The organism is Duganella hordei, assembly GCF_040369125.1.
In the GTDB taxonomy this organism is placed as follows: Bacteria; Pseudomonadota; Gammaproteobacteria; order Burkholderiales; family Burkholderiaceae_D; genus Rugamonas; species Rugamonas hordei.
In genome coordinates this window covers 63,000-74,629 of record NZ_BPWI01000022.1, presented here as the reverse complement: position 1 = coordinate 74,629, position 11,630 = coordinate 63,000, and the positions used below count along the sequence as shown (strand labels likewise).

The 11,630-nt window shown below is 67.0% G+C and carries 10 protein-coding genes; 2 read left to right on the top strand and 8 right to left on the bottom strand.

The annotated features are described in order from the left end of the window. Nucleotides 1–155: 155 nt before the first annotated feature. Together ABWW33_RS29835 and ABWW33_RS29830 are read right to left on the bottom strand one after the other, a co-directional pair. Nucleotides 156–911: a DUF3108 domain-containing protein gene (locus ABWW33_RS29835; RefSeq protein ID WP_353405057.1), complete on the bottom strand. Its 756-nt coding sequence runs from the start codon at nucleotides 909–911 to the stop codon at nucleotides 156–158. Between the two features lie 5 nt (nucleotides 912–916). Further along, nucleotides 917–2,092 (bottom strand): DUF3108 domain-containing protein, encoded by a 1,176-nt coding sequence (locus tag ABWW33_RS29830; protein ID WP_176655376.1) that lies wholly within the window; start codon nucleotides 2,090–2,092, stop codon nucleotides 917–919. Nucleotides 2,093–2,210: 118 nt separating this feature from the next. Here ABWW33_RS29830 and ABWW33_RS29825 point away from each other — a divergent pair, with 118 nt between their 5' ends. After that, nucleotides 2,211–2,930: a PhaM family polyhydroxyalkanoate granule multifunctional regulatory protein gene (locus ABWW33_RS29825; RefSeq protein WP_176655375.1), complete on the top strand. Its 720-nt coding sequence runs from the start codon at nucleotides 2,211–2,213 to the stop codon at nucleotides 2,928–2,930. Between the two features lie 22 nt (nucleotides 2,931–2,952). Here the strand turns inward: ABWW33_RS29825 and ABWW33_RS29820 are convergent, their stop codons facing one another. The 5 genes from ABWW33_RS29820 to ABWW33_RS29800 form a co-directional block, all read right to left on the bottom strand. After that, a complete protein-coding gene (locus tag ABWW33_RS29820) occupies nucleotides 2,953–3,168 on the bottom strand; it encodes a hypothetical protein (protein WP_176655374.1) in 216 nt (71 codons plus the stop codon). A 134-nt stretch (nucleotides 3,169–3,302) separates the two neighbouring features. Then, nucleotides 3,303–5,003, bottom strand: coding sequence for a tetratricopeptide repeat protein (locus ABWW33_RS29815; protein ID WP_176655373.1), 1,701 nt, complete (start codon nucleotides 5,001–5,003; stop codon nucleotides 3,303–3,305). Beyond that, complete coding sequence (locus ABWW33_RS29810; RefSeq protein WP_353405056.1) at nucleotides 5,000–5,734, bottom strand: sensor histidine kinase; 735 nt, start codon at nucleotides 5,732–5,734, stop codon at nucleotides 5,000–5,002. Before ABWW33_RS29810 ends, ABWW33_RS29815 begins: the two co-directional genes overlap by 4 nt. A gap of 107 nt (nucleotides 5,735–5,841) precedes the next feature. Continuing rightward, entirely contained in the window at nucleotides 5,842–7,542 is a 1,701-nt protein-coding gene (gene mnmC1, locus ABWW33_RS29805) for an FAD-dependent 5-carboxymethylaminomethyl-2-thiouridine(34) oxidoreductase MnmC1 (RefSeq protein WP_353405055.1), read from the bottom strand. Then, nucleotides 7,542–8,099 (bottom strand): DNA-3-methyladenine glycosylase I, encoded by a 558-nt coding sequence (locus ABWW33_RS29800; protein WP_353405053.1) that lies wholly within the window; start codon nucleotides 8,097–8,099, stop codon nucleotides 7,542–7,544. Before ABWW33_RS29800 ends, mnmC1 begins: the two co-directional genes overlap by 1 nt. 104 nt (nucleotides 8,100–8,203) lie before the next feature. Between ABWW33_RS29800 and ABWW33_RS29795 the strand changes: the two genes are divergently transcribed. Next, on the top strand, nucleotides 8,204–8,662 hold the full coding sequence (locus ABWW33_RS29795; protein WP_176655369.1) for an OsmC family protein: 459 nt from the start codon (nucleotides 8,204–8,206) through the stop codon (nucleotides 8,660–8,662). On the opposite strand, the gene ABWW33_RS29790 is transcribed toward ABWW33_RS29795, so the two are convergent. After that, nucleotides 8,659–11,514, bottom strand: coding sequence for a diguanylate cyclase (locus ABWW33_RS29790; protein ID WP_353405060.1), 2,856 nt, complete (start codon nucleotides 11,512–11,514; stop codon nucleotides 8,659–8,661). The genes ABWW33_RS29795 and ABWW33_RS29790 overlap by 4 nt on opposite strands. Between the last annotated feature and the right edge of the window lie 116 nt (nucleotides 11,515–11,630).

The window sequence follows — 11,630 nt, the reverse complement described above, 5'->3', positions numbered from 1 at the left end:
GCAAAGCGGGGTCAGTTCCGGCAATCGGACACGCGTGTCCGATTGCCGGAACTGACCCCGCTTTGCAGCTCTGACCCCGGATTTGGGTTGCTCAACGCGATTACAATTATTGCAACAAAGCATTATCATCGCGGGGGCGTCAGTATAGCAGGCGGCTACTTCTTCACGACCTTTTCCAGTGTCTGGTCGACAAAGTCGCCGTCGCTGTCGTTGAAGCGCACACGGACCGGGTACCAGTCCATGGATGGCGCCAGCCACAGGTCGACCTGCTGGCCTTCCTTGTCCGGCGGCGGCGCCTTGACCAGGTGGACGGCCTGCACCTCGCCGGCGCCGATCTGCACCGCCTCGGTCTTGACCACCTTGAAGGTCCACGGCTCCGCGTCGCGGCGGCCGGCGACGAAGTACTGCCATTCGCTGCCCGGCTTGAACTTGTCCGGCGTGGCGCGCGCCTGGGCCGCCAGCTGCCACTGGGCGCTGGAGCGATCCTGCTCGCCGCCCTTGATCGGGTAACTGACGTCGCTTTCGGTGAAGGTGATGGTCTTGGCGTCGCGCTTGAACGACGTCGTGTACGGCTCCTTGCGGAAGCGCTTTTCGTAGAACGTGGCCGGCGCCAGGCCGAAATCGTCGATCGCGCCCTCGCTGCGGTTTTCCACCACCTTGCCGAAGATCGCGGCGCGGCTCTCGGTGACGATCGAGTACTTGCCCTCGCCCGCGCGCCATTGCACGCTGGCCTGGCCGTTGAGCGACAGCCCGCTCTGCTTGATCTTCAGCGAGTAGCTCAGGTCGGCCGACGGCGGCATGCTGGTCGGACGCTTGACGCTCGGGTGTTCGCCCGGCGCGTCGGCCGCTTGCGCGGCGCCCGCCAGCAGCACGGTGGCGCCCAGCAGGCCAAGGATAATAGAGGTTCGCATGCGTTTCACTTTCCAGGTTCGGTCTTGATGATCTTGGTGACGGTCTGCGTGGTCAGCGCGCCGCTCGCTTCGGTATTACGGAATTGGATCGGGTACCAGTTCAGCCCCGGCGCCAGCCAGATGTCGAACCGCGACGAATAACTGCCGGGACGCGGCGGCCGGCTCAGGTGCCAGGTCACGATCTTGCCCATCCTGGTGTCCAGCTCTTCCTCGCCGACCAGTTGGAAGCGGAAAATCGTCGCCTCCTTGTCCTCGCCGACTTGTATCTCGATATCGCTGCGGAACTGGTTGACGTCGGCCCGGCCGATGCCGCCCAGCTGGAACGGCACCGTGGTCTTGTCCTGCGCGCCCGCCAGCAGCGGGTAGCTGCGCTCGGACGCGGAAAACGTGATGGTGCCGGCGTCGCGGTTGAAATGGGTCGCGGTTTCGGCGCGGCGCGCGCGCTTTTCCGTGGCCGTGTCCGGGGAGATGCCGTAGTCGTCGATCGTGCCGCGGCTGCGCGCGACCAGCAAATTCAGGCGCGTGACCAGCAGGCTGATGCCCGCCTCGGCCGAGGCTTCGTACTTGCTGCCGTCAGTATGCCACGTCATGCCGGCGGAGCCCGTCCAGTTGGTGCCGTCGGCGTCGACCCGCGCCACGTCCATCTCGAAACGCGCGGAGGGCGGCAGATTGACCTTGTAGCGGCGCGCGCTCCTGGGCTCCTCCTCGGCCGCCGCGACCGGCGCGGCCGGCTTGGCCGCTTCGGCGTCGGCCGCCGGCGGCGCCGCGGTTTGCGCCTGCGCGGCGCCGGACTGGTTGGCGCCGGCGTCGGGCGTGGCGGCAACCTCTCCCGCCGCCGGGGTCGAGGCGCCGGCATCCGCCGCGGCCGCGCTGCTGGCGGCCGGCGCCGGCTCTTCCGGCTGGTCCAGCACCGGTTCGGGTTCGGGCCTGGGTTTCGGCTTGCGCCGCGGCTTGGCGGCGGGCGGCAAGGGCTGCACCTCGGCCGACGGCGGCGTGTCGACATGCTTGGGCAAGGTCAGCCGCAATTGCGCCGTCATCAGCGACGGCTGCGGCATCGGCCGCGCCGCCTCGTTGCCGAGCCGGTTGTCCACCCAGTCGATCGCCACATAATGCAGCGCCACCGTGGCTGCGCACAAAATCAACAGGCGGCGGCGGTGGAATAGATGGGTGAATAAGCTCATGGCCGCTAGTTTAACGCTTTCGGCCGCGATACGCGGCGGATCAGAAATGTTGTCAAAATCTTTTGAATGCGATCGCGTTATCTGCTACGCTGAACGCTATTCCCACAGGAGACTTTTCATGGCCAATACGCAAATGCCGAACATACCGGGCGCCGGTGTGATGAACGATACGCTGGACTTCGTCAAGAGCCTGTGGGGCACTATGAGCGTGCCCGGCCTGACTGCGCCGACGCTGTCGGTCGAAGAACTGGACAAGAAGATCAACGACCTGAAGGCCGTCGAGACCTGGCTGAACCTGAACATGAGCATGCTGCGCGGTACCATCCAGGCGCTGGAGGTGCAGCGCGGAACCATCGCCACGCTCAAATCGGTCGGCGCCAGCCTGGCGGCGGCGGTCAACCAGCCGACCGGCAACGACAAGTCGATCTTCGACGCCAATCCATACGCCTCGGCCTTCTTCCACCACGCCCGCGAGGCCGACAAGGAAAAGACCGCGACGCCGGCAACGCCCGCACCGGCGCCGGAAGCCAAGCCGGAAGCCACCGCCCCGGCCGACAAGCCTGGCGCCGATGCGGCGGCCGCGCAGATGGCCAATCCGGCTGTCTGGTGGAATATGCTGCAGGATCAGTTCAAGCAGGCCGTATCGACGGCCATGGCGTCCGAATCGATGATGGCCAGCGCCGCGGCGCGCGCCACCGACACCGCCGCCAAGTTCGCGGCGGCGGCCACCGCGCCGGTCAAGGCCAAGCCGGCCGCCGAAGCAGCCAAGCCGGCGGAGAAAAAAGCACCGGTCAAGCGGCCGCCCGCCAAGGCCAAGCCGGCAGCGGCGGACAAGTAACAGCCGGGCGGGAACGCCGAACCTAAGCCAGGCGCTGGATGCGGATCGCGTCGATCAGGCCATCCGCCTGGCGCTGCACTTTTTCGATATCGATCAGGCCCTCTTCTTCGAGCAGCTTTGCGCTGTCGTGGGCGGCCTGAAAACTGTCCAGGGTATCCCCTTTGGCGGCGACCGGCCGTATCCAGGCCACGCTGCCCACTTTCATCTTCACGTACACTTCCTTGGCGATATCGCGCATATTTTTGTGCCCTTTATTTGCCCTCAATATTGACAGCGAATCAAGGCGCGGACAGAGCCGCGCCGCGATCCAGTGTAATCATTTGCCGACCCGGAAACAAGTTCGCTGTTGCGTCCATCCGTCACGCTGCGCACTCATTCCGGCACGGCGCCGTTGGCCGCTTCGTACTCGCTGGCGGCGGCCGCCGCCACCACGCCGGACACCGGCGCCAGCATCGCCAGCTGCTCCATCAGCTGGGCGAAACGCTGCTGCCCCGGCGCGATCGCGTCGACATGCATCAGCACACCGATGGCCTCCTCGGCCAGCTCGCGCACATAGCCGGTCTGCTGCAATTGGGAGATCAGTATCTGCGCCGAATTGAAGAGGATGCGCATATTGTGCGGCAGCGCCTTGCGCGCCACGCGCATCCACTCGACCGCCTCGACCAGCTTGCCGCTCTTCCACAGCAGCACGCCCTTGTTCATCATGTCGGACGCTTCCTTGCGCGCCGACTTGATCAGCTCCATGCCCTCGTCGCCCATGCGCGCCTTGTCGAAGATCTTCTGCACGTCGTCCAGCAGCGGCGTATTGTCATGGTTGTTGCGGGTCACGTACACCAGCAGCCCGACCGGCGCTTCCTTGACGCCGACGGCGAACATCAGGCTCGCCATGTCGAGACAGGTGTCGGTGTCCGGCCGCGGCTTGTTCTCATCGGCCAGCAAGGCTTCCAGTTCGTCGCCGGCCTTGCGCGCGCGGCGATAGTCGCCGCTTTCGTGATACACCAGCCCTTCGGTGATCTTGGCGCGCAGCGTGACCTGGTCGCCGCCGAACTGGTGGACCGCCGCGTTCAGCAGGCGGATGGCTTCCTTGATGTCGTTCTTCTGCCCGCACACGCGCGCCAGGCCGAAAAATGCGTCGACCGTTTTCAGCACCGAGTACTCGCCCATCTCTATGCATTTGCGGAAGGCCTTTTCCGCCACCGGGATGTTGCCCAGCTTGAGCGCCGTCTGTCCCAGCGCACGCTGGCGCGGCACTGAGTTCGGCGACAGCTTGGCCGCCTTCTCCAGCACGTCGAACGCTTCCTCGGTCTTGCCCTGCAGCTGGAACGACTGCGCCAGCTGGTCGAAGGCGTCGATGTAAAAGCGGTTGTCGGTGATCACCGACTGGAACATTTGCCGCGCCGATTCCAGCTCGCCGTTGTTCATGCGGATCTTGGCCAGGCCGCAGCGCGCCCAGTTGTAATCGCGGTCGTCGAGCACCTTTTCATAAACCGCGCGGGCCTGTTCTGGCTCGCCGCTTTTCAGCAGCAAGGTCGCCTTCATGCGCAGCAGGTCGACGGCGTGTAGCGGATAGTGGACGATCTGTTCTTCGCACAGCTTGGCCGCGCGCAGGTAGTCCTTGTCGGCAAAGGCCTGGTCGATTTCGCTGAAGATCTGCTTCTTGTTCCACGCGCGGTTCAAGCGCGTCAGCAGCACGCCTTCGGTGATCGGCTTGATGATGTAGGCGTCCGGCTGGTGCTCGGCCGCGCCCATCACCGACTCGACGCTCTTTTCGGCGGAGACCATCAGCCATACGCTGCTCGGCATCATCAGGTTGCGGATGCGCGCCTCCTCCAGCACCTGCTGGCCGTTCTTGCCGTCGCCGAGGTTGTAATCGCACAGCACCACGTCGTAGCGGGTCTTCGACAGCAGCATCATCGCCTCGCCGCCGCTGGCCGCCTGGTCGATATGCTTGGCGCCGAGATTGCGCAGCGATTCGCGCAGCAGCTGGCGGATACCGACGAAGTCGTCGATCAGCAGATAGCGCTTCTCCGCCCAATCGACGCCGCCGGTGGCCGCATGCTCGACGACGCTCATGGAAGCCGCAGCACGAAGCAGCCGCCGCCCAGCGCGCCGCCGTTTTCCAGCGCGATGCTGCCGCCGCGCCGGCGGTGCTTGTGCATCTTCGCCACTTCGCTGGAGAAGTAGAGACCGAGGCCGCTGCTGTTGCTGATGAAATTGACGCCGCTGCGCCGGTTGCCCATCGCGCTGACACCCGCTTCGAGCAGGGACGGCGGGAAGCCGCCGCCGTTGTCCTCCACCCGCAGTTCGAGGTAGTCGCCGTCGATGCGGACCGCCAGGCGGATGCGGTCGCGCGTGTAGCGGATCGCGTTGTTGATGGCGTGGACCAGCACACCGATGATCAGGTCTTCGTCCAGCGTCCAGATGGCGTCAGGCGGGAAATCGAGATCGAGCGCGATGCCGCGCGACTGCAGCAGGATGCGCGCCTGCCCCGCCACCTGCTGCACCAATTCACTGATGCTTTGAGCGGCCGGGTCGAACGGGTAACCGGGCTTGCCGACGTCCTTGTACAGCGCCAGCAGCTGGATCAGGTTGTCGTTGAGGCGCTTGGTTTGATACAGCATCTGCGCCAGCTGGTCGTAATCGGGCGGCTCGGGAACGGCGGCGGGTTGGCCCGCGCCGGCCAGCAAGTTCTCCAGCGTGCCACTGAGGACGCTGATGGAATTTTTCATGTCGTGCACAGTCGATGCCAGGAACATGAACAGCTCCGGCGATCCTTCATGGTGCTGCGCATCGTCTTCATCCATCGTTCGGCTCTCCGTGGACGGCATTGGTATGGTGTTCGGATTATATCCTGTCGGACATGACAGCGCCAACGCAAGGATGCCCGCGCGTTTGCGCGAACGCAACGACTCTATTGGCTGCGGCGACGCTGTTTGAGCAGGAAGCGGCCCGGATCGAGCGCCTCGACCAGCGTGGCCTCCAGCGGCGGCGGCGCGTTTTCCAGTTGCGCGACCAGCAGTTCGGCCATCAACGGCGCCCAGATCAGGCCACGCGACGCATAGCCCAGCAGGCAATGCAGGCCGGGATGGCGCGGCACGTCGCGCAGGCGTTCGAGGCGGCCGGCGGAAGGGTAGTCGGGCAGCGCGCCCGCCAGCGGCAGGCGGTCCGGCGCGGCGCAGCGGAAGCCGACGCGGCCAGCCAGCGGCGCGCTGGCCGCCAGCGCGGCCACGGCGTCGCCGGGCACGATCTCCTCGAGACGGGTGAGGTTTTCCAGTTGGCTGGCGGCGCGCAAGGACGGATCGCCGTCGTTGTCGTAGGTGGCGCCGGCGCAGACGATGCCGTTCGCCGGCGGCGTGACATAGGCTTCGCGGCAGACCACCAGCGACAATTGCGGCGCGTCCTGCGCCGCAAGGTGGGTGACCTGGCCGCGCAGCGCGGCCAGCGGCAGTTCGGCGGCCTGCGCCACGTTGACGGCGCCGGTGCCGTTGGCCAGCACCACCGTCGGCGCTTGCGCCAGCAGTTCGCCATCGCACCCGCGCACCTGCCATTCACCATCGACGCGCCGCAAGTCCAGCGCCTCGGCGCAGAACACGCGGAACAAATGGTCGCCACATGCCAGCAACATCGCCTCGCACAACGATGACGGACGCACCCATCCTCCCAGTTCGAACAGCCAGCCGCCGTCGGGCGTCGCGGCGCCCAGCAGTTCGCCGGCCGCGCCGGCATCCAGCCAGCGCGCGTACTCAGGCGGGTAGTTCCAGGCTTCGACCACGTCCCGCTGGACCTTGGCATGCGCGGCGTCGCGCGCCAGTTGCAGCACGCCGCAACGCTGGCCGTCGAACGCGATCCCGACGCCGCCCAGCCGCTGCCACTCGCGCAGGGCGAACAGATAGGCGGCGCGGCTCAGCCGCGTGGGGATGTTGTCGTCCTTCGACAGCAGCGGCATGAAGATGCCGGCCAAATTGCCGGACGCCTCCTGCGCCGGTTCCGCGTGCCGTTCGATCAGCGTGACTTGCCAGCCGTTCGCGCACAGGCGCTGGCAGGCTGAGGAGCCGGCCAGTCCGGCGCCGATCACGATGGCGCGGCGTACCGGTTCCGGCGGCGCGGCTGGCTGCGGCCTGCGGCTTTGGTAGACGGCGCCGACATCGCGCGTGCCTTCGATGGTTTGGCAGCTAAAGCCTGCCGCGGTCAATGCCCACACCAGCGCTTCGTCCGGCGCCTCGGCGCGCAGGCTGGCGCCCTGCACCGCCAGCTTCGCCAGGCCGCGCGCCAGAGCCGTCGCACTCGGCGCGGGCATCGCCGCGACGTGGAACGCATCGACGCGCGCATCTATCTGCGGCAGCACCGCGTCCAACGCGCCGGCCAGCAGGTCCAGCGTCACGCGGCCATCGTCGAGCAGGATGCGGTGTAAGCCCGGCACATTCAGCGGCCACAAGGAGCGCAGCTGCGCATCGGCTATCTGCGCCGCCGGCGGCACTTGAGCCACCACCGCCACGTAATGCAGTTTACTTTGTAGGCCGCCCTTCTGCGCGCGCTCCCGCCATGCCGCCATGAAGCGCTCGCCGAGTCCGAAATCGGTATCGAGCACCACCCGGCGAGTCCGCTGTGTCATTACTTGCGCGCCCTGCAGAAGCAGGCCGGATCGTGATCGTTCACCATGCCGATGCCCTGCATGTAGGCGTAGATAATCGTCGAGCCGACAAACTTGAATCCCAGCTTGGCCAGGTCCTTGGAGATGCGGTCGGACAGCTCCGTCTTCGCCGGGCGCGGCCCCTTGCCATTGACCAGCGGTTTGCCGCCCACATAGGCCCACAACCACTGGTCCAGCGTCGTTCCGCTGTCGCGCAGGCGCAGGTAGGCCTGGGCATTGGTGATCGCCGCCGCCACCTTCAGGCGGTTGCGCACGATGCCGGCATTGGCCAGCAGCTCGGCCACCTTGTCCGCATCGTAGGCGGCGATTTTCTCGGCATCCCACTGGTCGAAGGCGGCGCGGTAGTTCTCGCGCTTGTTGAGTATCGTCTCCCAGCTCAGGCCGGCCTGCGCGCCTTCCAGGTTCAGCATCTCGAACAAACGGCGCTCGTCGTGGCAAGGCACGCCCCATTCCTTGTCGTGGTATTCAAGATAAAGGGGATTGGCCGGATTGGCCCAGCTGCAGCGCGTCTTGGTCATGGCGTAGGGTGCGAGGGGAGGAGCCGACAGTATATCAAGTAAAAGCGCAAGCAAAACGCAAGCAAAGGGTTATCATATGGGCCATCTCATCGAAGGAGCGGAACATGCAATTCGAAGCACAGGTGGAGTGGAACCGCAACGGGCAGGATTTTCACGGGCAGCGCTACAGTCGCGCGCACACCTGGCATTTCGACGGTGGCGCCACGGTGCCCGCCTCGTCCTCGCCGCTGTCCGTGCCGCTGCCGATGTCCGACGCCGCCGCCGTCGATCCCGAGGAAGCGCTGGTGGCCGCCGCATCCAGCTGCCATATGCTGTTCTTCCTGTCGATCGCGGCCAAGCGGGGCCACACGGTCGATGCGTATCGCGACAACGCCATCGGCCTGCTGGGTAAAAACGCCCAAGGGAAAATGGCGATGACGCGCATCACGCTGCGCCCGGCGATCACCTTCGCCGGCACAGCGCCGCCTGGTGCGGAAGAGTTGGAGGCGATCCACCACGAGGCGCACGACAAGTGCTACATCGCCAATACGCTCAATTGTGACGTGGTGGTGGAAGCGCCTTAGGTTTCCAGGTCGCTCGACAGGCCGACGCGGCGACGTTCGCCGTCCAGCACCAGCGGCCCGGTCAAATTGCTGACCAGCCGCACCTCGCCGTCCGTCAGCGCCTGGTCCAGCTGTCGCATCAGGCGCGGGAAGATGCCGTCCGGCCGCGAGGCCTCGGTGCTATACAAGGCCGCCCAGGCATTGCGGCCGGAACGCTTGGCGATGTACAGGCCCTGATCGGCCAGTTCCACCACCTGCGACCAGGACAGCAGGCGCGGTTGCTCCGGCATGAACGGGAAGCAGGCAAAGCCGATCGAACAGGTCTTGGCCAGGCGGCCGCCGTCCGGCAGGTCGAAGTCGCGGTCCGCCACCGCGCGGCGCATGCGCTCGGCCACCGCCCGCGCCTCGTCGCGATGGGTGGCGCGCGCCAGCACCAGGAATTCCTCGCCGCCCCAGCGGATGACGTAGTCCGATTCGCGGAACACCTCGCGCAGGCGCTCCTGCATCTGCACCAGGATCGCATCGCCGGCCGCGTGGCCGTAGCGGTCGTTCACTTCCTTGAAGTGGTCCAGGTCGACCATGAAGAACACCAGGTCGTTGGCAGCCTGCAGATCGCATTCGGTCAGCTCGCGGTGCTGGCCGGCGTCGTAGCCGCGCAGGCTCATGGCGACATCGGCGTCGACATTCTGCAGGAAGAAGCGGCGGTTGCGCAGGCCCGTCAGCTGGTCGGTCAGGCTGACCTCCTCCAGCGCCTTGTAGGCCCGCTCCAGTTCCAGGTTCTTTTCCAGCAGTTGTTCCTGCGTCGTGCTCAGCGTCTTCAGCGTCGCCGCCACCTGGCGGTAGGCGCTGGCGTTGTCGAGCGCGATCGCGCCGTAGGCGCACAGCGTGCGGAAGATCAGCCGTTCGCGTTCGCCGTAGGCGCCCGCCCGCAGCGACTGCACCGTCATCACGCCCAGCACGCGATCACCCACGCGCAGCGGCGCAAACAGCAGGCTCAGGGTCTGCAGCGTGCCGGGGATCAGGTTCGGCGTGACATCCTCCTCGCCCAGCTCCACCAGGATCTCGCGGCGCTCGCGCACGCAGCGCGCCGAATTGGCGTTCGGATCCGACAGCGGCACGCGCACCGCGGGCAGCGGCCTGCCCACCTCGACGCCGAAGGCGCAGGCCAGCCACTCGCCACCGGGCTCCAGCAGGAAGATCGAGAAGTGGGTGGCGTCGAGCAGGCCATGCACGTGGCGGTCCAGCGCGCGGAACACCGCCGCCGCATCCAGGTGCGCGGTGATCTCCTGGCCGATCGCGCTCAGGTGCTCCAGCGTGGCGCTGGTCTGTTGCAGCACTGCGGCGCGCTGCGCCTCGGCGGCGGCCAGCTGGCGGTGATGCTCGCCCTCCGTCTGCGCGCGCTCGGTCTGGTATTGCACCTGCATCGCGATGGCGCGGTTGGTGGCCTGCTGGCTGTGCGTCAAATCGCGCGAGGCGCTGGCCTGCAGCGAGATCGCATAGGCGCGTTCGAAATCGCCGATGGCGGCATGCTCGCGCGCGGTCGCGTCGAGCAGCGATCCCGGCACCGTGTAGCCTTCGATGGTGGCGGCGATTTCCAGCGCCAGCTGCAGGTAATGCAGCATCGGGTTGGCGGCCTTCATGTCGGCCGGCGCCGGCAGCCGGTGGCGCGCATGGATGTCGGCCAGCACGCTGAGCGCGGCGATCTGGCTGGAGGCGTCGGCATGCTCGCGCGCCAGCGTCAGCGCGCCTTGCGCAGCCGCCAGCGCCTCGGCGGGACGCGCCAGATGCGACAGCGCGTGTGCCTGGCCGCGACGCGCGCTGCTCTGGAAATCGCTCTGGCCCAGCGCGTCGCCGCGCGAGGCCAGGCGGGTGAAGCTGTCCAGCGCCGCCGCGTGGTTGCCCAGGTCCAGCGCCAGGTCGCCCTGGTATTCCAGCGCCACCGCGTAGGCGCGCGAACCGGACAACGGCGCCAGCGTCGCCAGCGCTTCGCGCAGCAGCGATTGCGCCGCTTCGCGCTGGCCCAGCTGGCGCAGCGTTTCGGCGGTCTGCATCAGGCACATGCCGATGCTCAGCGGCCAGCCGGTGGGGCGCGCCAGATCGAGGCCGCGCTGCATCCAGTCCAGCGCCGCTTCATGCGCGTTCAGGCTGGTGAAGCCGTTGCCGATGTTGGTGGCGACGATGACCGCGCGGCGTATCTGCCCCGTCGCCAGCGCGGTTTCAAAACTGAGCATCAGGTGGCCGATGGCGCGGCCGTACTCGCTGCGCTGGAACGCGCAGGTGCCGAAGAAGTCACTGATCCAGCCGGCGGCGATGGGCGCCACGCCGTCCAGGCCGGCGCTGAAGCGGCCGCTCCAGCGTTGCTGCGCAAGCTGCCAGTCGCCGAAGGTGTCGCAGATGCCGGCGGCGGCGTCGATGACGTCGACGCGCACCGGATCGGCGCCGGCGCGCGCGGCGGCGGCCGCCCGTTCCAGCCAGCCGTCGCCGGTGGAGCTGGCGCCGCGGTCGTTGGCGATCCAGGCCAGCACCCAGCAGGCGTCGGCGCGGCCCAGGCTGGACTCCTCCGGCAGCACGGCGGCGGCTTGGTCACACAGCGCCAGCGCCTGTTCGGCCTGGTACTGGGCGGAATCGAGCTGGCCGTTGAGCCATTCGGATTCGGCGGAGATCAGCAGCAGTCGGGCGCGGCTCAGCGTCACGTGCGACGGCGACAGCAAGTCCAGCAGCGGAACAATCTCTGCGGAAAGGGCTTGCGCGCGCTCCGGGTCGCGCTGGCGGTTGTGCCAGGCGAGCGCCGTCAACAGCCGCAGGCGGGGCAAGCCTTGCGCTTCCGACAACTCCTCCTGCCACTGCGCCAGCTCTTCATCGAGCGCAAACATATCCACCAAATGACTTCCTTTTCCTGTGGGCCGCAGCCCATTGCCTGGGCGCATATAACGCCATAGCCGGCATTATTCCACAGTTTACGGACGGCACTATTCCTCCCTTCCAAGTC

Coding starts and splice junctions, on each gene's coding strand:
- ABWW33_RS29800 (WP_353405053.1), bottom strand. CDS start 8,099: ATGACCAAGACGCGCTGCAGCTGGGCCAATCCGGCCAATCCCCTTTAT.
- ABWW33_RS29790 (WP_353405060.1), bottom strand. CDS start 11,514: ATGTTTGCGCTCGATGAAGAGCTGGCGCAGTGGCAGGAGGAGTTGTCG.
- ABWW33_RS29835 (WP_353405057.1), bottom strand. CDS start 911: ATGCGAACCTCTATTATCCTTGGCCTGCTGGGCGCCACCGTGCTGCTG.
- ABWW33_RS29810 (WP_353405056.1), bottom strand. CDS start 5,734: ATGGATGAAGACGATGCGCAGCACCATGAAGGATCGCCGGAGCTGTTC.
- mnmC1 (WP_353405055.1), bottom strand. CDS start 7,542: ATGACACAGCGGACTCGCCGGGTGGTGCTCGATACCGATTTCGGACTC.
- ABWW33_RS29815 (WP_176655373.1), bottom strand. CDS start 5,003: ATGAGCGTCGTCGAGCATGCGGCCACCGGCGGCGTCGATTGGGCGGAG.
- ABWW33_RS29820 (WP_176655374.1), bottom strand. CDS start 3,168: ATGCGCGATATCGCCAAGGAAGTGTACGTGAAGATGAAAGTGGGCAGC.
- ABWW33_RS29825 (WP_176655375.1), top strand. CDS start 2,211: ATGGCCAATACGCAAATGCCGAACATACCGGGCGCCGGTGTGATGAAC.
- ABWW33_RS29830 (WP_176655376.1), bottom strand. CDS start 2,092: ATGAGCTTATTCACCCATCTATTCCACCGCCGCCGCCTGTTGATTTTG.
- ABWW33_RS29795 (WP_176655369.1), top strand. CDS start 8,204: ATGCAATTCGAAGCACAGGTGGAGTGGAACCGCAACGGGCAGGATTTT.